Origin of the sequence: Tardiphaga sp. (genome assembly GCF_028290785.1) — a bacterium.
Lineage (GTDB): Bacteria > Pseudomonadota > Alphaproteobacteria > Rhizobiales > Xanthobacteraceae > Tardiphaga.
Genome location: NZ_JAQGJD010000303.1, coordinates 49,809 through 68,204, shown reverse-complemented (window position 1 = coordinate 68,204; position 18,396 = coordinate 49,809). Strand labels below are relative to the sequence as shown.

Sequence of the window (18,396 nt, the reverse complement as noted above, 5' to 3'; positions counted from 1 at the left end):
CCGGGGTCAGAATGGATTCCAGGTCGCGCTCGGCGTGAACTTGAGGTAGCCGATATTGGCACCGAGCCGCAGGCCGAGACCGGACCGGATCGGCACCAGCACGATGTTGTTGGCGGTGAGCGCCGTCATGCCGAAGCCGCCGATGATGTAGGCAGAGCCGTCGATGCCGCCGAAGCGCTGGTAGATCGCGTTGGTGGCCGGCAGGTTATAGACTAGCGTCATGGTGCGGGCGCCGTCGCCGCCCCAGTCGAAGCCGACAGAGGGGCCCTGCCAGTAGACCCGGAGGTCGCCGGCGTTCTTGGTATAGAGCGTGCCTTCGCCGTAGCGCAGCCCGGCCACAATGGCGCCGGAACCTTCCTCGCCGAGGATGTAGCCGTTGGGCAGGCCCCACTGGCTGACGGCGCGCTCGATCACCGAGGCCAGGCCGCGCGACACGTTGCCGAAGAAGCGGTGCCCCGCATTGGTCAACTCGTCCGGCCCATAGGTGCTGGGCGCGGCGGCCTGCTGCGGCGGGCGCTGCGGTTGCTGGGCGGACGCGGGTGAAAGCGCAAACGCCGCCGCTGCGAGCGCCAGCGCTGCCAAGCGTGATGCGAAGGTCATGAAAGAACCCCTAGGTATTGAAATTAAGACCGCAGCTTTAACCGGATGCTGACAGGCATCGCTTTAGAGTTACGGTCAGTGTCCCCGACTCCCTATACTATCGGTATCAACTATGACGGCACAACGGCGAGAATTGAAAGCGTGGCGCCGCCGAATCGCCTTGATCGCGCTGCTGGCGACTGCGGGCGTGCCGGCGCTTTCACTGGCGGCGACGACGGAGCGAGTCGTCGCCAATCGATTTACGGGGCTGGCTCTCAGCGGTTTCGATCCGGTGGCTTATTTCACCGACGCCCGGCCGATGCTGGGCATCGCCGACTATGAACTGTCCAAAGAAGGTGTGGTCTGGCGGTTTCGCAACGAGGGCAACCGGGCGTCGTTCGCCGCCTATCCGGCGATCTACGGCCCACAATTCGGCGGCTACGATCCGGTGGATGCCGCCCGCGGCGTCGCCTATGCCGGCAATCCGCAGATATGGCTGATCCTGGAAAATCGCCTCTATCTGTTCGGCCGCGAAGAAAGCCGCGATGCCTTCGCTGCCTCCCCCGCCAATTTCCTGAAGCAGGCGCGTAAGCGCTGGCCCGGCGTTCAGGAAACGATGTCGCAATAGTCAGCGACCGGCGGCCGTGGGATCGCCCCAGGCGATGAACTCCGGGACGATGAAGTCGATCCGGTTGCCGCCGAAACGCACCGGGGCGCCGTGCCCGTCGGTGATAATGCCACCGGCCGCGACCAGCACGGCGTGGCCCGCGGCGACATCCCATTCGCAGGTCGGGGCCAGCCGCGGATAGATGTCGGCAACGCCTTCGGCGACGCGGCAGAATTTCACCGCGGAGCCGACCTCTTGGCGGATCGCGCCGGGTCGGGCGTCGATGAAAGCCTCAGAACGGCTGTCGCCATGCGAACGGCTCACCGCGGCCACCCACGGCGCGCCGGGGCCGGGCATGGCCCGGGTCCGGATCGGCGTCACATCGAGGATCGACAGGTCGGCGCCCAGCGCGATGCGTTCGGCGCCGCGGCCGATCAGACCGCGCCAGATCAGCCCCAGCGCCGGGGCGCCAACGATGCCCAGCAGCGGGGTCCCGTTGACGACCAGCGCAATGTTGACGGTAAATTCGGCGCGGCCGGCGACAAACTCCTTGGTGCCGTCCAGCGGATCGATCAGGAAGAGACTGCAGGTATAAGGCGGGCAGGCCAAATGCAGGCGCTCCTCCGACAGCGAGGGAATGTTTGGAAACAGCCGCGCCAGTCCCTCGGCAATGACGCGGTCGGCGGCGAGGTCGGCCTCGGTTACCGGCGAGCCATCGGCCTTGCCATCGACAGTCATGACGGTGCGGTTGACCGCGAGGATCGCCTCGCCGGCGCGGGCTACCAGTTCGGTGAGCGGCGCCAGCAGCGCGGCGGCGTCGTCAAGATCGAGTGCTGGCGGCAATTCCTTACTCATCAACAAGTCCCGCCTGCATGTCATTCCCGTACGTTATTCTGGCCTGGCTTACGCCGGCGAATCCGGTTCTGCGCGGTCGCCCGCCTTGTGGTGGCCGCATCCGCCCTCACAGTGTATCAAACCGTAAAGCAATTGCTTGATTCGCCGTTCATGCGCACGGCCTCCCTGGAGCATTTCCCATGTCTGGCACTCCTTCTCCCGGTCCGGCCCCCGACGCTCTCGAACTGGCGGCGCTGTTGTGCTCAAGGGTCTGCCACGACCTGATCAGTCCGGTCGGCGCCATCGTCAACGGGCTCGAAGTGCTCGACGACAACCCGAAGCCGGAAGACCGCGAATTCGCCCTCGACCTGATCCGCAAGAGCGCCAGGACGGCCTCTTTGCGCCTGCAGTTCTGCCGCTTGGCGTTTGGCGCTGCCGGTTCGGCCGGCGCGCAGATCGACCTCGGCGACGCCCAGACCATGGCGCGTGGCCATCTCGAGGACGCCAAGACCAGGATCGAATGGAATCTGCCGCGCGTCCTGCTGCCCAAGAACAAGGTCAAGCTTTTGCTCAACATGATGGTGATCGCGCAGCAGACGATCCCGCGCGGCGGCGTGCTGACGGTGGACCAGGTCGGCGAGGGCGATGCGCTCGGCTTCCGTGTCAACGCCACCGGGCTGAACGCGCGGCTGCCGCAGAACATCGTCGAATTGCTGGGCGCGGAGCATTCCGGCTCCGTCGATGCCCACGCCGTACAGCCTTACTACACGCGGCTGCTCGCGCAGGCCTGCGGGCTCAAGGTCGTGCTTGCTCCCGAGGGCGAAGCCATCGTCGTGACGGCGTCCTGAACGGCCGGCCGGGCGCGCAGCGTTAACGAACGGTTACCAGAACCGTTCGCGAGTCCCGGCAAATATCTTGTGCATTTGTTCATCCCATTCTTTTTCCAATACTCAACCAATATTAAACGCTTTGCAGTGAAAGTGGCCACACTCCGAGATGCGTAGCGAGAGTCGCGAGCACGGAGTGCGAAGGCCAATTTCATGGATGATCTTCTGCGCGAATTTTTGACGGAAACCAACGAGAGCCTGGATACGGTTGACAATCAGCTGGTCCGGTTCGAGCAGGATCCGAACAACGCAAAAATTTTGGATAATATTTTCCGCCTGGTTCATACGATCAAAGGCACGTGCGGCTTTCTCGGTCTGCCACGTCTGGAAGCTCTGGCGCATGCCGCCGAGACATTGATGGGCAAGTTCCGCGACGGAATGCCGGTGACCGGGGAAGCGGTTACGCTGATCCTGACCACCATCGACCGCATCAAGGAAATTCTCGGGCGGCTTGAAGCCACCGAATCCGAACCGGAGGGCATTGACGAAGATCTGATCGGCGAACTTCATCATATGGTCGAGAAGGGCATGGAATCGATGAATACTCCGGCGCCTTCGATCGTCCCGGCCGCCGTCGAATCGGCGCCGCTGGTGGTGCCGACCCTGGAGCGCGAATTGCGTCCCGGCGAGGTGTCGCTCGACGAGTTGGAGCGTGCCTTCCAGGAAACCGAAATCGAAGTCGCGGCGCCTGTCGCCGCTGCGCCTGCACCGGCCGTCGTGGCCGTGGTCGAGAAGGTCGCGCCGAAGCCTGCACCCAAGAAATCCGTCGTCGAGATCGAGACTCCCGAGGGGGACAAGGTCGCCAACCAGTCGATCCGCGTCAACGTCGACACGCTTGAACATATGATGACCATGGTCTCCGAGCTGGTGCTGACCCGCAACCAGCTGCTGGAAATCAGCCGCCGTCACGAAGACACCGAGTTCAAGGTGCCGCTGCAGCGTCTCTCCACCGTCACTGCCGAACTGCAGGACGGCGTCATGAAGACGCGCATGCAGCCGATCGGCAATGCCTGGCAGAAGCTGCCGCGCATCGTCCGCGATCTGGCCGGCGAACTCGGCAAACAGATCGAACTGGAGATGCACGGCGCCGACACCGAGCTCGATCGCCAGGTGCTCGACCTGATCAAGGATCCGCTCACCCATATGGTGCGCAACTCGGCCGACCACGGCCTTGAGACGCCCGCCGAACGCGTTAAGTCCGGCAAGCCGGAGCAGGGCACGATCCGTCTGTCCGCCTACCATGAAGGCGGCCACATCCTGATCTGCATCGCCGACAACGGCCGCGGTCTGAATACCGACCGCATCAGGGCCAAGGCGATCTCGAACGGGCTCGCCTCCGAAGCCGACATCGAAAAGATGACGGAAGCCCAGATTCACAAGTTCATCTTCGCGCCGGGCTTCTCGACGGCGGCAGCGATCACCAGCGTATCCGGCCGCGGCGTCGGTATGGACGTAGTGCGCACCAATATCGATCAGATCGGCGGTACCATCGACGTCAAGTCGGTGTCCGGCGAGGGCTCCAGCGTCACCATCAAAATTCCGCTGACACTGGCCATCGTCTCTGCGCTGATCGTCGAAGCCGGCGGCGACCGCTTCGCCGTTCCGCAGCTGGCGGTGGTTGAGTTGGTGCGTGCGCGCGCCAATTCGGAGCATCGCATCGAGCGCATCAAGGACACTCCGGTGCTGCGGCTCCGCAACAAGCTACTGCCGCTGATGCACCTGAAGAAGCTCCTGAAGATCGACGACGGCAGCTCGACCGATCCGGAAAACGGCTTCATCATCGTGACGCAGGTAGGCAACCAGACCTTCGGTATCGTCGTCGATGGCGTCTTCCACACCGAGGAAATCGTCGTCAAGCCGATGTCCACCAAGCTGCGTCACATCGGGATGTTCTCGGGCAACACCATTCTCGGTGACGGCGCGGTGATCATGATCATCGATCCGAACGGCATCGCGCAGGAACTCGGCGCTGCCGCGTCCAGCCAGCACGAAATCGCGGAAGAGAACGCCGCTGCTCGCGCCATGGCCGCCGAACAGCTGACATCGTTGCTGGTGTTCCGTGCCGGCTCGGCACAGCCGAAGGCGGTGCCACTTGGTCTGGTGACGCGCCTCGAGGAGATCAGCGTCGATAAGGTCGAACTTTCCAACGGCCGCTACATGGTCCAGTACCGCGACCAGCTGATGCCGCTGGTGCAGATGGAGAACGTCACGGTGCGCACCTCGGGCACCCAGCCGATCCTGGTATTCGCCGACGACGGTCGCTCTATGGGCCTCGTGGTCGATGAGATCGTCGACATCGTCGAAGAGCGACTACACATCGAAGTCGCCAGCGGTCGGGAGGGCATCCTCGGCTCCGCCGTCATCAAGGGCCTTGCTACGGAAGTGATCGACGTCGGCCACTTCCTGCCGATGGCCTTCGCCGACTGGTTCAGCCGCAAGGAAATGCGTGTGTCAGCTACCGCGCAGTCGATCCTGCTGGTCGATGACTCCGCGTTTTTCCGCAACATGCTGTCGCCCGTGCTCAAGGCCGCCGGCTATAAAGTCCGCGTCGCCACAAACGCGCAGGAAGGCCTCGTCGTGCTGCGCTCCGGCCAGGAGTTCGATGCGATTCTGACCGATATCGAAATGCCGGACATGAACGGTTTCGAATTCGCCGAAACCATCCGTGCCGATGCCAAGCTTTCTCACACACCGATCATCGCGCTGTCGTCGATGATCTCTCCGGCGGCCATCGAGCGCGGTCGCCTCGCCGGCTTCCACGATTACGTCGCCAAGTTCGATCGACCCGGCCTGATTGCCGCGCTGAAAGAGCAGACCACTGAAATTCACCAGGCGGCATGAGGGACGTAACGATGACCACCAAGACCCACAGCGCCGACGGCGCGATTACAGAGTTCGTTACCACCATGATCGGGGGACAGTTGTTCGGCATGCCGATCTCCCGCGTCCAGGACGTCTTCATGCCCGAACGCCTGACCCGCGTGCCGCTGTCGTCCAGCGACGTGGCCGGTGTGCTCAACCTGCGCGGCCGCATTGTCACGGCGATCGACATGCGTTCGCGCCTGGGCCTGCCGAAGAACGACGACGGCAAGCCGCCGATGGCGGTGGGTGTTGATCTGCGGGGCGAATCCTACGGCTTGCTGATCGACTCGATCGGCGAAGTGTTGAAGCTCGCCGATGACAGCCGCGAAGTGAACCCGGTCAATCTCGACCCGCGGATGGCGAAGATGGCCGCCGGCGTTCATCGCCTCGAAGGCCAGTTGATGGTCGTTCTCGATGTCGACAAAATTCTTGAAATTTCGCCTGACAAGCTGGCCGCCTAAGGCTGGCAGCACGCGCGATGGAAACGTCCCTTCGGGACTGAACTGCAGAGGCTAAAATGAAGACATGTCTGGTTGTCGATGACTCCAGCGTCATCCGAAAAGTCGCTCGTCGGATCCTCGAAGGTCTGGATTTCGAGATCACCGAAGCCGAAGACGGCGAGAAGGCGCTTGAAGTCTGCAAGCGCGGGCTGCCCGATGCGGTGCTGCTCGACTGGAATATGCCGGTGATGGATGGCTACGAGTTCCTGCGCAACCTGCGCCGGATGCCCGGCGGCGATGTCCCCAAGGTCGTCTTCTGCACGACGGAGAACGACGTAGCGCACATTGCTCGCGCGCTGCACGCCGGCGCCAACGAATACATCATGAAACCGTTCGACAAGGAAATCGTGTCGGCGAAGTTTCACGAAGTTGGCTTGATCTGAGCCGGCACCCGGGCCGGCTTTCGATCTGCGTATATTGAAGAAATTTTGTTAGTCGTTCGTGGCGTTCGTTGCGTCTGGTGAGTCATGAGTATTGATGTGATTAGTCCCTCGGTTGCGGATTCGACGCGGTATGAGCCGCTGCGGGTCATGGTGGTGGACGACTCCGTCGTCATTCGCGGCCTGATCTCGCGCTGGATCGAAGCCGAGCCGGACATGACCGTCGTGGGATCGCTGCGCACCGGCCTCGACGCCGTCAACCAGGTCGAGCGCATCAATCCCGACGTGGCCGTGCTCGATATCGAGATGCCCGAACTCGACGGCATTGAGGCCTTGCCTCAGCTTCTTGCGAAAAAGCGCAACCTGATCGTCATCATGGCGTCGACGCTGACCCGCCGCAATGCGGAGATCAGCTTCAAGGCGATGTCGCTGGGCGCGGCCGATTATATCCCGAAGCCGGAAAGCACCCGCGAACTCGCCGCCGCCGACATCTTCAAGCACGATCTGCTGCAGAAGATCCGCCATCTCGGCATGAAGGTACGGCGCCTGAAATCGGCATCGTCGCCGTCGATCGCCCCGACAGCGCGCGAACCGGCGCCGCGTCCGGCGATCACGGTCGCCGCGCAGGCGCAACTGGTGAAGCGTCCGTTCAGCGCGATCATGCCGCGCGTACTGCTGATCGGATCGTCCACCGGCGGCCCGCAGGCGCTGATGACGCTCGTCGCCGAGATCGGCACCGTGATCGACCGCGTCCCGGTCCTGATCACCCAACATATGCCTCCGACCTTCACCACCATTCTTGCCGAACATCTGGCGCGTACCAGCAAGCGTCCGGCGCGCGAAGGCATCGACGGCGAACTGGTCAAGGCGGGCCAGATCTATCTGGCGCCGGGCGGCAAGCACATGCGCGTCGTCAAGCAGGGCGCCAATATCGCCATTGCCCTGGACGACGGTCCCCCGGTGAATTTCTGCAAGCCGGCGGTCGATCCGCTGTTCACATCGGCGATCACCGCCTGGCAGGGCGCGATTCTCGCGGTCGTGCTGACCGGCATGGGCTCGGATGGCATGCGCGGCGGCAAGGATATCGTGGCGGCTGGCGGTAACGTCATCGCTCAGGACGAAGCTTCAAGCGTGGTGTGGGGCATGCCGGGTGCGGCTGCCAATGCCGGGATTTGCTCGGCGATTTTGCCACTTAACCAGATCGCTTCGAAACTGGTTCGGATCTTTTCGGGGGATCGGTCATGACGCCAGTCGATTACGAATTTCTCCGCAAGTTCCTGAAAGAGCGCTCCGGTCTCGATCTGTCCGCGGACAAGCAGTACCTGGTCGAGAGCCGGCTGATCCCGCTGGCCCGCAAATCCAATCTCGCCGGCATCGACGAACTGGTGCAAAAGATCAAGTCCGGTGCTGCCGGGCTGGCGTCCGAAGTGGTCGAGGCGATGACCACCAACGAGACGTTCTTTTTTCGCGACAAGATTCCATTCGACCATCTGCGCGAAGCGATCATTCCCGAGCTGATGCAGGCCCGCGCCGGCCGGCGCAGTCTGCGAATCTGGTGTGCCGCGGCATCGACCGGGCAGGAGCCCTATTCGATCGCCATGTGCCTGAAGGAAATGGGCGCCGCGCTGGCCGGGTGGCGGATCGAGATCATCGGTACCGACATCTCGCAGCAGGTGCTGGAGAAATCCAAGTCCGGCATCTACAGCCAGTTCGAAGTGCAGCGTGGGCTGCCGATCCAGTTGCTGGTGAAGTACTTCAAGCAGGTCGGCGAGATGTGGCAGATCAGCCCCGAGATCCGCTCGATGATCCAGTACCGGCCGCTGAACCTGCTGCAGGATTTTGGCAGCATGGGCAAGTTCGACCTGATCTTCTGCCGCAACGTGCTGATCTATTTCGATCAGGACATGAAGACCCAGATCTTCGGCCGGCTCGCCAAGGCGATGGAGCCCGATGGCTTCCTGGCGCTGGGCGCGGCAGAAACCGTGGTTGGCCTCACCGACGCTTTCAAGCCGCATCCGGATCGCCGCGGCGTGTATCGGCCGAACCTGCTGCGCGCCTCGCCCTCGATCGTGCCGGGTATGCAGCAGCCGCTGAAGGCTGCCGCCTCGCCGGCGCGCTGACCTACAAGATTGCGTGCGGCACGAAGCGCGACAGGTTGCCGGTGATCGGGCCATCGTCTTCGCGGATTGACAGGCCGCACGGGACCTCGCCGACCAGCCAGCTGCCGAGTACCGGATACTGATCCGAAAAATTCGGCAGCGGCGCCAGCGCCTGGCGAATGAATCCCTCCGCACCGTAGGGGCCGGGCTGCGCGTCAACCGCGCTGCCGCCGCTGACCAGCGTGACGTTGGCGCCCTCGCGGGAATAGATCGGCTTGCGCACATAGGACGTGCCGAGGCCGGCCGCTGCGGGATCGTCGTCGAAATAGGCCGGCAGCAGGTTGGGATGGTTCGGAAACATCGCCCATAGCAGCGGCAGGATTCCCTTGTTGGACAGGATCGCCTTCCACGGCGGCTCGACCCAGCGCGTCGAGGCGCCCTTCAGCCGCGTGCCGAACTGCTCGCGAAACATCCATTCCCAGGGGTATAGCTTGAACGCCAGCTCGATCGGGCCGTCCTGCAAATCGACGAAGTTGCCATTGTCCTGCAGGCCGATCATGGCGATGTCGATCAGCACCGGATCCAGCCCGCCCTGCTTGGCGACATCGGCGAGGTAGCCGACCGTGCCGCGGTCTTCGGCATTGGCCATCGCGGCGGCGAGGTGCAGCCGCTGTCCGGTGCCGATCCGGCGCCAGGCTTCGATCAGATTTTCATGCAGCGAATTGTACTGGTCGGCGCGCTTCGGTACGATCTGCCGCTCGATCGCCTGCTCGAGCCAGGTCCACTGGAACACCGCGGCCTCGAACAGCGAAGTCGGCGTGTCCGCATTGTATTCCAGCAGCTTTGCCGGGCCGTGCCCGTCATAGCGAAAATCGAAGCGGCCATAGAGGCTGGGGTCGCCACGCTTCCAGCTGGCCGCGATCAATGTCCAGAACGCTTCCGGAATCCTCAGCCGCCGGAGAATATGCTCGTCCTGAACGGCGCGGCCGATGAGTTCGCGGCACATGGCGTTGAGCTCCGAAGTCGGTGCCTCGATCCCGAGTTCGATTTCGTCGAGCGAGAAGGCGTAGTAGGCGCGCTCGTCCCAGTAGCGCTGGCCGGCTTCGCTGTGAAAGGCAAAGCCCATTGCGGCGGCCGTAGCCTCCCAGTCGTCGCGTTCGCGGCAGGCGATGCGCTGCATGTTGGCTTCAGCCGCCGCCGGAGAAATGCGACATGAACGAGCCAAAGCCGCCGCGGGCGACATGGCTGCTGCCGGCGTCGGACGACGGTCCCGACGAATGGCTGGAGGCGGTATCCGTGCTGGCGAAATTGCTGCGGGACGACGAACCGCCGCCGTGGCCGCCGGAGGAGGACGAGCGCTGCTGGCAATCGCTGGGTTGGCCGGCGGCGATGGGCGGCCGGTTCGGATCGCAGTTTTCGCGCGGCATCAGCGCGTAGGCGCCGCTGCCCAGCGCGACCGTACCCATCAGCAGCAGCGCGACGTGGCTGGAGCGTTTGCTCGCCGCGGCCGGCGGCTCGTCCGGCGACAATCGCGGCTGGCGCTTTCCGAACGATTGGTCCGGCTTCGGCGTCATGGCGTGTAGACCATGGAGGCGGCATTCAGCGCGCCCGCGGCGAGGGAGGCGAGGCCAAGCCAGATTGCCGGCGCCATCTCGCCCTGGGCAATGCGGCCGGAGAGGTTTGGCACCGGAATCCTGACGATGTAGTACACCGCGACCTGTACGATCAGCGCGACTACGCTCCAGATCAGGCAGTCCACCACATTCGCGGAATGCACGATGGCGCTGACCACCGGCAGCACGAAGCCGAGCAGGCTCATCCCCAGCGCGACCGCCGCCGACGACACATTGTTGCGGATCAGTTCGAACTCGTCATGCGGCGTGATGCGCAGATAGACGAACAGGTACAGCATCACGGCGACGATGCCGGTGCAGAAATAGACCAGAAAGGCCGGCAGCCCGGCCAGAGATTGCAGAACCATTCCGCCCCCGAAATTTCGATAATGCAGGGTGTATACACCCATGTACCGTTGGTCGAGGCAAGCAGCGACGGGGTTCACGTCGCAAACAAAAACCCCGCCGTTTCCGGCGGGGTTCAGTCGGGAGGCGCGAGCAACGGCTCGCCGAAATGATCAGGCCGGCCTGACACTCAGGCCGGGATGCGGATCTCTTCTTCGTGCGGCTCGCGCAGCACGTAGCCGCGGCCCCACACGGTTTCGATGAAGTTGCGGCCGTCCGATGCATTCGCCAGCTTCTTGCGCAGCTTGCAGATGAACACGTCGATGATCTTCAGTTCGGGCTCGTCCATGCCGCCGTAGAGATGGTTGAGGAACATTTCCTTGGTGAGGGTGGTGCCCTTGCGGAGCGAGAGCAGCTCCAGCATCTGGTATTCTTTGCCGGTCAGATGCACGCGCTGGCCGCCGACTTCCACCGTCTTGGTGTCGAGGTTGACGACGAGATCGCCGGTCTGGATCACCGACTGGGCATGGCCTTTGGAGCGGCGCACGATCGCATGAATGCGGGCGACCAGTTCGTCCTTGTGGAAAGGCTTGGTCATGTAGTCGTCAGCGCCGACGCCGAGACCCTTGACCTTGTCCTCGATGCCGGCGAGGCCGGAGAGGATTAGAATGGGTGTCTTGATCTTCGACACCCGCAGCTGCTTGAGCACATCATAGCCGGACATGTCCGGGAGATTGAGATCGAGCAGGATAATGTCGTAATCGTAGAGTTTGCCGAGATCGACGCCCTCTTCGCCGAGATCCGTCGTATAGACGTTAAAACTCTCGGATTTGAGCATCAGCTCAATCGACTGCGCGACCGCGCTATCATCTTCTATTAGCAAAACGCGCATGCCAGTCCCCTTTAGTCGCCGCTCCGGGCGTCAGGTCGGCCGCACTTGCGGCACCAAAAAACGCCTTTGAACAACTGATTCGGATCCTGACGACATATGGTTAACAAAACCTGATTCCCCTGTGCAAGCTCAAACCGTGCAATTTTTGTCGAATCGCCATAAGATATTGCAGCAAAGACGTTTTTTGTTCCCGCAGTCGTTCAAGTTCCACATTAAGAGCCGGCGGTAACCGACTCCATCGACTCGCCCTTCGTTCTGAAGAGCAAGTGCTCTCAGTCGCCTCAGACAATGACGTAATGATTAACGATGCGGGTAAACACGGAGTTAAGGGCCGGCCGGCAATGTTCGGAAACTTAAGGGTTTCGCAATGAAAGCGCTCGCGGAGCAGATTACCGACATCGACGGCGTCAATATATATGGCCGTGTTGTCGGCGTGCGCGGGCTGATGGTGGAAATCGCCGGGCCCATCCACGCCATGTCGGTCGGCGCCCGAATTGTGATCGAGACCGGCACCAACCGTTTCATCCCGGCCGAGGTGATCGGCTTCAGCGGTAATAATGCCGTGGTGATGCCGTTCGCCGGCCTCGAAGGCGTTCGCCGCGGCTGCCGTGCGGTGATCGCCAATGCCGCCAGTCAGGTGCGGCCGTCGGTGGCGTGGCTCGGCCGGGTCGTCAATGCCATGGGCGAGCCGATCGACGGCAAGGGCCCGCTGGTCCAGGGCCCGGCGCCGATGCCGTACCGCAACTCGCCGCCGCCGGCGCATTCGCGCAACCGCGTCGGCGCGCCGCTCGATCTCGGGGTGCGCTCCCTCAATACCTTCCTGACCTGCTGCCGCGGCCAGCGCATGGGCATCTTCGCCGGTTCCGGCGTCGGCAAGTCGGTGCTGCTGTCGATGCTGGCGCGCAATGTCGATGCCGACGTGTCGGTGATCGGCCTGATCGGCGAACGCGGCCGCGAGGTCCAAGAGTTCCTGCAGGAGGATCTCGGCGACGAAGGCCTGGCGCGGGCGGTGGTGGTAGTCGCGACCTCCGACGAGCCCGCGCTGATGCGGCGCCAGGCGGCGTACCTCACCCTCGCGATTTCGGAATTCTTCCGCGACGAGGGCAAGGACGTCATGTGCATGATGGACTCCGTGACCCGCTTCGCCATGGCGCAGCGCGAGATCGGCCTGTCGGTCGGCGAGCCGCCGACGGCCAAGGGCTATACGCCGACGGTATTCACGGAGCTGCCGAAGCTGCTGGAGCGCGCGGGGCCGGGCATCAATGCCGGTTCCATCACCGGCATCTTCACGGTGCTGGTGGATGGCGACGACCACAACGAACCGGTGGCCGATGCGGTGCGCGGCATCCTCGACGGCCATATCGTGATGCAGCGCGCCATTGCCGAGCGCGGCCGTTACCCCGCCATCAATATCCTGAAGTCGGTGTCCCGGACCATGCCGAAATCGGCCGACCCGGCGTACCTGCCCACCATCACCCGGGCCCGTCAGATCATGGCGACCTATGCGGATATGGAGGAACTGATCCGGCTCGGCGCCTATCGGGCGGGCTCCAGTCCGGAGGTCGACGAAGCGATCCGGTTGCACGAGCCGCTGGAGACGTTCCTGCGCCAGCGCAAGGAAGAAGTATGCGGTTTGGCGGAGGGTTACAGGCAACTCGAACAAATCATTGGTAGTTTGGAAACGGAACGCTAACTTTGTCAGGCCATCATCAACCTCAGAGAAGAGATTCTGCCGGTAGGCCCCTCGCGGGAGACCGGTCTTGTCCCGCGTTCAGATTGGGACTTCTGGGGAGTACGAGTCGATGAAGTCACGTGACACGCTGATCCGTCTGAAGAAGTTTCAGGTCGATGAGAAGCGCCGAAGGGTCAATCAGATCGAAGGCATGATCGCGGATTTCCAGCGCATGTCGGTGGACCTCGAGCGCGAAATCCAGACCGAGCAGGACCGCGCCGGGATCAACGATCCCACGCACTTTGCCTATCCGACCTACGCCAAGGCCGCGATCCAGCGTCGTGAAAACCTGACGCGCTCGGCCGACGAGCTGCGCATCCAGCTCGAAGACGCCAAGAGCCTGCTCACCGAGGCGTTCGAGGACCTCAAGAAGGTCGAACTGCTCGACGAGCGTGACCAGGCCCGCGAACGCGCCGAGGAAAGCGCCCGCGAGCAGGCCGACCTCGACAGCATTGGCCTGATGCGCGCCCGTATTGGCGCGGTCGCCTGAGGTTACGAATTCCAGCGTGCTATCTTGTGCAAAGGTAGTCAAACCCGGGCCGCGAGGTCCGGGTTTTTGCTTTTTATATGGCCCTGTCCACAACTGCTGGTGCAGCATGGCCGGTACGGTAAGAAGTATGGTACGACACGTCCGAGGTCGGGCAGATCCAGTCAATTTGCGGTGGGATATCTTGTGGTTGAGGACACTGAATGCTGACGCCGGCTGAGCTGGTCTGGCTGATCGCCGCAGTTGCAAAAGGCGATGAGGCCGCTTTCGAGCGCCTTTACGCGGCGACGCGTGCGAAACTCTTTGGCGTCGTGCTCCGTATCTTGCGCAGACAGGATCTCGCGGAGGAAGTCATCCAGGAGGCTTACGTCAAGATCTGGAACAGTGCGGGGCAGTTCAATCCCGGCCTGGCTTCGCCCATCACGTGGATGGTATCGATCGCGCGCAACCGGGCCATCGATGTGGTCCGCAAGAAGAGCGAAGTATCAATCGAGGAAGAGCCGGCCGCCATGGAAGTGGCCGCCGATACGCCCGACCCGCTGGCGCGTCGGGAAATGACCGAGGAATTGAAGCGTCTGCTGGAGTGCGTGGGCCGGCTTGAGCCGGACCGCCAGAAACTGGTGCTGCTCGCTTACTACAATGGATGGAGCCGCGATCAACTTGCGGCGAAGTTTGAAGCGCCGGTGAATACCGTGAAGACTTGGCTGCGCCGCAGCATGATGGACATCCGGGAGTGTCTGGGACTGACATGATGGCCTATAGCGAAGACCATATCGCGCTCGCCGCGGAATATGCGCTCGGCACCCTCGATGCCGATGAACGCGCGCAGGTCGAAGCCATGATGTCCGCTGACCACGGTTTCGTCGCGGTGGTCGAGGCTTGGGAACGCGCGCTCGGCGTTCTCAACCAGATGGTCGGCCTGGTCGAGCCGCGTCCCGAAGTGTGGGAGAAGATCAAAGCTTCGATCGGACATGGCGGAGCCCAGGAAGCGCTAGTGACGCCGACCTCGCCGGTGCTGGCTGCGACCGTTGCCAATGATCATGCAGATGCGCCGGCTGCGGATGCGTCGGTCGCCGACAAGAACAATGTCATTGCGTTCTCGTTGCAGGCCAGGCGCTGGCGCAACATCGCCACGGGCATGACGGCGGTTGCTGCGGCGCTGGTCGCCATGATCGCCGTGCAGGCCTATCGCCCCGAACTGCTCCCGGAGCGATTGCGTCCGAAGGCGACGCAGCAGGTGGCGCAGGTTCAACCGCCGGCGCCGACGCCTGCCGCCGCGCAGGCGCAATACGTCGCGTTGCTTCAGACCGATGGTACCTCACCCGCTTTCATCCTGACGGTGGATGCCGCCACCAAGAATTTCACCGTGCGCAAGGTCGGCGCATCGCAGCAGCCCGGCAAGAGCTATGAGCTATGGATCGTGTCGGACAAGCTGCAACGCCCGCGTTCGCTGGGCGTGATTGGCAGCGACGACTTCACGACACGCGCGGCGCTGGCTGCCTATGATCCGGACACGGTGAACCAGGCGACCTATGCCGTGACCGTCGAACCGGAAGGCGGTTCGCCGACGGGGGCTGCCACCGGCCCGATCGTGTTCACGGGCAAGCTGATCGAAACCGTGCCGCCAGCCCGGTAAAGGGACGACCCGCAAAGGCAGGCACAGGGCTTAGAGATTGGTGCGCCACGTGTGAACGCACACCGCCAAAAGAAAAACGCCCGTGGGGAGCGGGCGTTTTCCATTTGAAGTCCACTCGGGGGAAGTGGGATCTTCTATACTCACATGACGACCTTGGGGGACATCGCCGTGTGAATTCCTGAATTGATTAGCGAACCATATTGGCGTTCGCATTGCCGATCGCGACAGGCTTGCCGGCTTTCACGACCCGCGCCGTCTGCGTGTAACCTTCGTCAGAATTGACCCTGGCCGAAATACCGAACCCGGCCACAAAAATACCAGCGACGAGTGCCACGATTACCACCTTCAGGTGGGTCATGCGATCCGCGCTGTAGATTGAGTGGTTCATGGAACGCTCCTGCCGTGTACTGCCTACATCCGGTCTGTGTCGTGTCCCCGGCGGCAGGTTCAACATCTCATGGCAAGAAACGTGGTGACTCGGCATTCCGTTCCAAAGAGCTCATCACAAGGCAGTGAAAAGACGTGAAGCGGCGCGACTGGATGGCGCCAGCTCGCGTGGAAAATAAGATATTTTCTATATTTTACAATGCTTTGTGAAATGCATGCGAGGCCGCAACCGTCGTTTTGCAAGCTGCGGCATTCTGGCAAAACGCTTGTCTGTGACGAATATGCATCAGTTTTGAGCAGGCCGCTGGCCTGATCAGACGCTGCCGACTGTTTTCAGCCGGGCGCGGGGATGGATTTCTGCCTGCGACAGCACGGTGGTCTGGGCGCGGAAGCGTTCGACCAGCGAGCGCACGAACGGTCGGATCGAGGCCGACGTGACCAGCACCGGCGACTCGCCTTCGCGCGCCGCCTGTTCGAAGCGGTCACGCACCGTGGTCATGAATTCCGACAGTCGCGACGGCTGCATGGCGAGGCTGCGTTCCTCGCCGGTGCCGATGATCGACTCCGCAAAGGCCTGTTCCCACTTCGCCGACAGTGCGATCAGCGGCAAGTAGCCGTTGTAAGAGGTATTCTGCGCGCAGATTTGGCGGGCGAGGCGGGCGCGGACATGCTCGACCACCGTGGCCGGATTGCGCGAGAACGCGAGCGCGTCGGCGATGCCTTCGAGAATGGTCGAGAGGTCGCGGATCGAGATCCGTTCGGTCAGCAATAGCTGCAGCACGCGCTGGATGCCGGACACGGTGATCAGGCTCGGTACGATGTCCTTGACCAGTTCGCCCTGTTCCTTCGGCAGGTCCTTCAGCAGTTTCTGCACCTCGCCATAGGACAGCAGGTCCGACATGTTGCCCTTCAGCAGCTCGGTCAGATGGGTCGACAGCACCGTCGCGGCATCGACGACCGTGTAGCCCTTCATGGTGGCCTCTTCCTTCAGCGCGGCATCGACCCAGGTGGCCGGCAGTCCGAAGGTCGGCTCGGTGGTGTGGATACCGGGCACGTTCACCTGGGCGCCGCCGGGATCCATGACCATGTACTGCGCCGGCCAGATCCGGCCGGTGCCGGCGTCCACTTCCTTGATCTTGATGATGTAGGTGTTGGCCTCGAGCTGCACGTTGTCGAGGATGCGCACCGACGGCATCACGAAGCCCATTTCCACCGCCAGCGACTTGCGCAGCGCCTTGATCTGTTCGGTGAGGCGATCGGTGCCGTCCGGGCCGTTGACCAGCGGCAGCAGCGCGTAGCCGAGTTCGATCTTCAGGTCATCGATCCTGAGCGATGCCGAGATCGGCTCTTCGGCGGCTGCGGCTGCAGCGGCCGCCACGGCGGGTGCGGCGGCCTCCTTGGCCTCGGCTGCCTTGACGACCTTGTTGTTCTTGCTGGCCTTCCAGGCCAGCCAGCCGGCGCCGCCACCCAGCGCCAAGAACGGCAGCATCGGGATGCCGGGCAACATGGCCAGCATGAGCATGACGCCGGAGGACATGCCGAGTGCCTGCGGATAAAACGATAGCTGCTTCATCAGCGCCTTGTCGGCCGCGCCCGAAATGCCGGCCTTAGACACCAGCAGGCCGGCTGCGGTCGATACGATCAGTGCCGGGATCTGGGTGACCAGACCGTCGCCGACTGTCAGCAGCGTGTAGGTACGGCCGGCTTCGCCGAACGAGAGGCCCTGCTGGGCGACGCCGATGATGATGCCGCCGATGATGTTGATAAAGACGATCAGCAGGCCGGCGATGGCGTCACCGCGCACGAACTTGCTGGCGCCGTCCATGGCGCCGAAAAAGCCGCTTTCGTCCTCGAGGTCCTTGCGGCGCTTCTTGGCGGTGGCCTCGTCGATCAGGCCGGCGGACAGGTCGGCGTCGATCGCCATCTGCTTGCCGGGCATCGCGTCAAGGGTGAAACGTGCCGCGACTTCGGCGATGCGGCCCGAACCCTTGGTGATGACGACGAAGTTCACGATCACCAGGATCGCGAACACGATGATGCCGATGACGAAGTTGCCGCCCATCACGAAGTTGCCGAACGCCTCGATGACGTGGCCGGCGGCGGCGGTACCCTCGTGGCCATGCGACAGGATCAGTCGGGTCGAAGCCATGTTCAGCGACAGCCGCATCATGGTCGAGATCAGCAGCACGGTCGGGAAGGACGAGAATTCCAGCGGCGTCTGGATAAACAACGCGGTCATCAGGATCAGAATCGACATGGTGATCGAGATCGCCAGGAACAGGTCGAGCACGATCGACGGCAGCGGCATGATCAAAACGACGAGGATGATCAAAACGGCGAACGCCAGCGCCAGATCGCCCCGCAGCACCATCGTCCGCAGATCGGTGAAGGTGAAGCCCGCCTTGGGCGCTCCCAGACCTGAACCCGCTACCAAATCCGTCATCGTTGCCGCTTCCTCCCGCCAAGACCGCCTGCGGGCGCCGAACGTCTGCGCAGCGGCCGAAGGGCCGCCGGTTCGCAAGTGAGGCACCGCACTGGCATCCACGGGCATTCCCC

General features: G+C 62.9%; 19 protein-coding genes. 11 read left to right on the top strand and 8 right to left on the bottom strand.

The window, feature by feature from the left end:
- Positions 1-6 precede the first annotated feature (6 nt).
- A complete protein-coding gene (locus JWR89_RS18680) occupies positions 7-600 on the bottom strand; it encodes a DUF1134 domain-containing protein (RefSeq protein ID WP_299718836.1) in 594 nt (197 codons plus the stop codon).
- Positions 601-712: 112 nt separating this feature from the next.
- Here JWR89_RS18680 and JWR89_RS18675 point away from each other — a divergent pair, with 112 nt between their 5' ends.
- Positions 713-1,207 carry a YHS domain-containing (seleno)protein gene (locus tag JWR89_RS18675; RefSeq protein ID WP_299718834.1) on the top strand — a complete coding sequence of 165 codons (495 nt, stop codon included), beginning with the start codon at positions 713-715 and terminating at the stop codon, positions 1,205-1,207.
- On the opposite strand, the gene JWR89_RS18670 is transcribed toward JWR89_RS18675, so the two are convergent.
- Positions 1,208-2,041, bottom strand: a complete 834-nt coding sequence (locus tag JWR89_RS18670) for a 3'(2'),5'-bisphosphate nucleotidase CysQ (RefSeq protein WP_299718832.1) — start codon at positions 2,039-2,041, stop codon at positions 1,208-1,210.
- 179 nt (positions 2,042-2,220) lie between these two features.
- Here JWR89_RS18670 and chpT point away from each other — a divergent pair, with 179 nt between their 5' ends.
- From chpT to JWR89_RS18640, 6 genes are all read left to right on the top strand, one after another.
- Positions 2,221-2,868, top strand: coding sequence for a histidine phosphotransferase ChpT (gene chpT / locus JWR89_RS18665; protein WP_299718830.1), 648 nt, complete (start codon positions 2,221-2,223; stop codon positions 2,866-2,868).
- 192 nt (positions 2,869-3,060) lie between these two features.
- On the top strand, positions 3,061-5,748 hold the full coding sequence (locus tag JWR89_RS18660; RefSeq protein WP_299718828.1) for a hybrid sensor histidine kinase/response regulator: 2,688 nt from the start codon (positions 3,061-3,063) through the stop codon (positions 5,746-5,748).
- Between the two features lie 11 nt (positions 5,749-5,759).
- The gene (locus JWR89_RS18655; RefSeq protein WP_299718826.1) at positions 5,760-6,230 is read left to right on the top strand and encodes a chemotaxis protein CheW; all 471 of its coding nucleotides are present in this window, start codon (positions 5,760-5,762) and stop codon (positions 6,228-6,230) included.
- Positions 6,231-6,286: 56 nt separating this feature from the next.
- Complete coding sequence (locus JWR89_RS18650; protein ID WP_299718824.1) at positions 6,287-6,652, top strand: response regulator; 366 nt, start codon at positions 6,287-6,289, stop codon at positions 6,650-6,652.
- Positions 6,653-6,736: 84 nt separating this feature from the next.
- Complete coding sequence (locus JWR89_RS18645; RefSeq protein WP_299718822.1) at positions 6,737-7,894, top strand: chemotaxis response regulator protein-glutamate methylesterase; 1,158 nt, start codon at positions 6,737-6,739, stop codon at positions 7,892-7,894.
- Positions 7,891-8,769, top strand: a complete 879-nt coding sequence (locus JWR89_RS18640) for a protein-glutamate O-methyltransferase CheR (protein WP_299718820.1) — start codon at positions 7,891-7,893, stop codon at positions 8,767-8,769. Before JWR89_RS18645 ends, JWR89_RS18640 begins: the two co-directional genes overlap by 4 nt.
- Before the next feature lies 1 nt (position 8,770).
- Here JWR89_RS18640 and JWR89_RS18635 read toward each other — a convergent pair whose 3' ends face one another.
- The 4 genes from JWR89_RS18635 to ctrA all read right to left on the bottom strand — a co-directional run bounded on the left by JWR89_RS18635 (position 8,771) and on the right by ctrA (position 11,598).
- Complete coding sequence (locus JWR89_RS18635) at positions 8,771-9,928, bottom strand: glutathionylspermidine synthase family protein (protein ID WP_299718818.1); 1,158 nt, start codon at positions 9,926-9,928, stop codon at positions 8,771-8,773.
- A gap of 7 nt (positions 9,929-9,935) precedes the next feature.
- Positions 9,936-10,322 carry a hypothetical protein gene (locus JWR89_RS18630; protein WP_299718816.1) on the bottom strand — a complete coding sequence of 129 codons (387 nt, stop codon included), beginning with the start codon at positions 10,320-10,322 and terminating at the stop codon, positions 9,936-9,938.
- Positions 10,319-10,729, bottom strand: coding sequence for a DUF350 domain-containing protein (locus JWR89_RS18625; protein ID WP_299718815.1), 411 nt, complete (start codon positions 10,727-10,729; stop codon positions 10,319-10,321). The genes JWR89_RS18630 and JWR89_RS18625 overlap by 4 nt, the downstream gene beginning before the upstream one ends.
- A 167-nt stretch (positions 10,730-10,896) precedes the next feature.
- Positions 10,897-11,598 (bottom strand): response regulator transcription factor CtrA, encoded by a 702-nt coding sequence (gene ctrA / locus JWR89_RS18620; protein WP_143572476.1) that lies wholly within the window; start codon positions 11,596-11,598, stop codon positions 10,897-10,899.
- A 367-nt stretch (positions 11,599-11,965) separates the two neighbouring features.
- Here ctrA and fliI point away from each other — a divergent pair, with 367 nt between their 5' ends.
- The 4 genes from fliI (at position 11,966) to JWR89_RS18600 (ending at position 15,453) form a co-directional block, all read left to right on the top strand.
- On the top strand, positions 11,966-13,291 hold the full coding sequence (fliI, locus tag JWR89_RS18615; RefSeq protein WP_299718812.1) for a flagellar protein export ATPase FliI: 1,326 nt from the start codon (positions 11,966-11,968) through the stop codon (positions 13,289-13,291).
- A 109-nt stretch (positions 13,292-13,400) separates the two neighbouring features.
- A complete protein-coding gene (gene fliJ, locus JWR89_RS18610) occupies positions 13,401-13,820 on the top strand; it encodes a flagellar export protein FliJ (RefSeq protein ID WP_299718811.1) in 420 nt (139 codons plus the stop codon).
- Between the two features lie 200 nt (positions 13,821-14,020).
- Complete coding sequence (locus JWR89_RS18605; RefSeq protein WP_299718810.1) at positions 14,021-14,569, top strand: sigma-70 family RNA polymerase sigma factor; 549 nt, start codon at positions 14,021-14,023, stop codon at positions 14,567-14,569.
- Positions 14,569-15,453 (top strand): anti-sigma factor, encoded by an 885-nt coding sequence (locus JWR89_RS18600; RefSeq protein WP_299718842.1) that lies wholly within the window; start codon positions 14,569-14,571, stop codon positions 15,451-15,453. Before JWR89_RS18605 ends, JWR89_RS18600 begins: the two co-directional genes overlap by 1 nt.
- A gap of 187 nt (positions 15,454-15,640) precedes the next feature.
- Here the strand turns inward: JWR89_RS18600 and JWR89_RS18595 are convergent, their stop codons facing one another.
- Entirely contained in the window at positions 15,641-15,841 is a 201-nt protein-coding gene (locus JWR89_RS18595; RefSeq protein ID WP_299718808.1) for a hypothetical protein, read from the bottom strand.
- 312 nt (positions 15,842-16,153) lie between these two features.
- The gene (flhA, locus tag JWR89_RS18590; protein WP_299718806.1) at positions 16,154-18,385 is read right to left on the bottom strand and encodes a flagellar biosynthesis protein FlhA; all 2,232 of its coding nucleotides are present in this window, start codon (positions 18,383-18,385) and stop codon (positions 16,154-16,156) included.
- Positions 18,386-18,396: the final 11 nt, after the last annotated feature.

Coding starts and splice junctions, on each gene's coding strand:
- JWR89_RS18680 (WP_299718836.1), bottom strand. CDS start 600: ATGACCTTCGCATCACGCTTGGCAGCGCTGGCGCTCGCAGCGGCGGCG.
- JWR89_RS18675 (WP_299718834.1), top strand. CDS start 713: ATGACGGCACAACGGCGAGAATTGAAAGCGTGGCGCCGCCGAATCGCC.
- JWR89_RS18670 (WP_299718832.1), bottom strand. CDS start 2,041: ATGAGTAAGGAATTGCCGCCAGCACTCGATCTTGACGACGCCGCCGCG.
- chpT (WP_299718830.1), top strand. CDS start 2,221: ATGTCTGGCACTCCTTCTCCCGGTCCGGCCCCCGACGCTCTCGAACTG.
- JWR89_RS18660 (WP_299718828.1), top strand. CDS start 3,061: ATGGATGATCTTCTGCGCGAATTTTTGACGGAAACCAACGAGAGCCTG.
- JWR89_RS18655 (WP_299718826.1), top strand. CDS start 5,760: ATGACCACCAAGACCCACAGCGCCGACGGCGCGATTACAGAGTTCGTT.
- JWR89_RS18650 (WP_299718824.1), top strand. CDS start 6,287: ATGAAGACATGTCTGGTTGTCGATGACTCCAGCGTCATCCGAAAAGTC.
- JWR89_RS18645 (WP_299718822.1), top strand. CDS start 6,737: ATGAGTATTGATGTGATTAGTCCCTCGGTTGCGGATTCGACGCGGTAT.
- JWR89_RS18640 (WP_299718820.1), top strand. CDS start 7,891: ATGACGCCAGTCGATTACGAATTTCTCCGCAAGTTCCTGAAAGAGCGC.
- JWR89_RS18635 (WP_299718818.1), bottom strand. CDS start 9,928: ATGCAGCGCATCGCCTGCCGCGAACGCGACGACTGGGAGGCTACGGCC.
- JWR89_RS18630 (WP_299718816.1), bottom strand. CDS start 10,322: ATGACGCCGAAGCCGGACCAATCGTTCGGAAAGCGCCAGCCGCGATTG.
- JWR89_RS18625 (WP_299718815.1), bottom strand. CDS start 10,729: ATGGTTCTGCAATCTCTGGCCGGGCTGCCGGCCTTTCTGGTCTATTTC.
- ctrA (WP_143572476.1), bottom strand. CDS start 11,598: ATGCGCGTTTTGCTAATAGAAGATGATAGCGCGGTCGCGCAGTCGATT.
- fliI (WP_299718812.1), top strand. CDS start 11,966: ATGAAAGCGCTCGCGGAGCAGATTACCGACATCGACGGCGTCAATATA.
- fliJ (WP_299718811.1), top strand. CDS start 13,401: ATGAAGTCACGTGACACGCTGATCCGTCTGAAGAAGTTTCAGGTCGAT.
- JWR89_RS18605 (WP_299718810.1), top strand. CDS start 14,021: ATGCTGACGCCGGCTGAGCTGGTCTGGCTGATCGCCGCAGTTGCAAAA.
- JWR89_RS18600 (WP_299718842.1), top strand. CDS start 14,569: ATGGCCTATAGCGAAGACCATATCGCGCTCGCCGCGGAATATGCGCTC.
- JWR89_RS18595 (WP_299718808.1), bottom strand. CDS start 15,841: ATGAACCACTCAATCTACAGCGCGGATCGCATGACCCACCTGAAGGTG.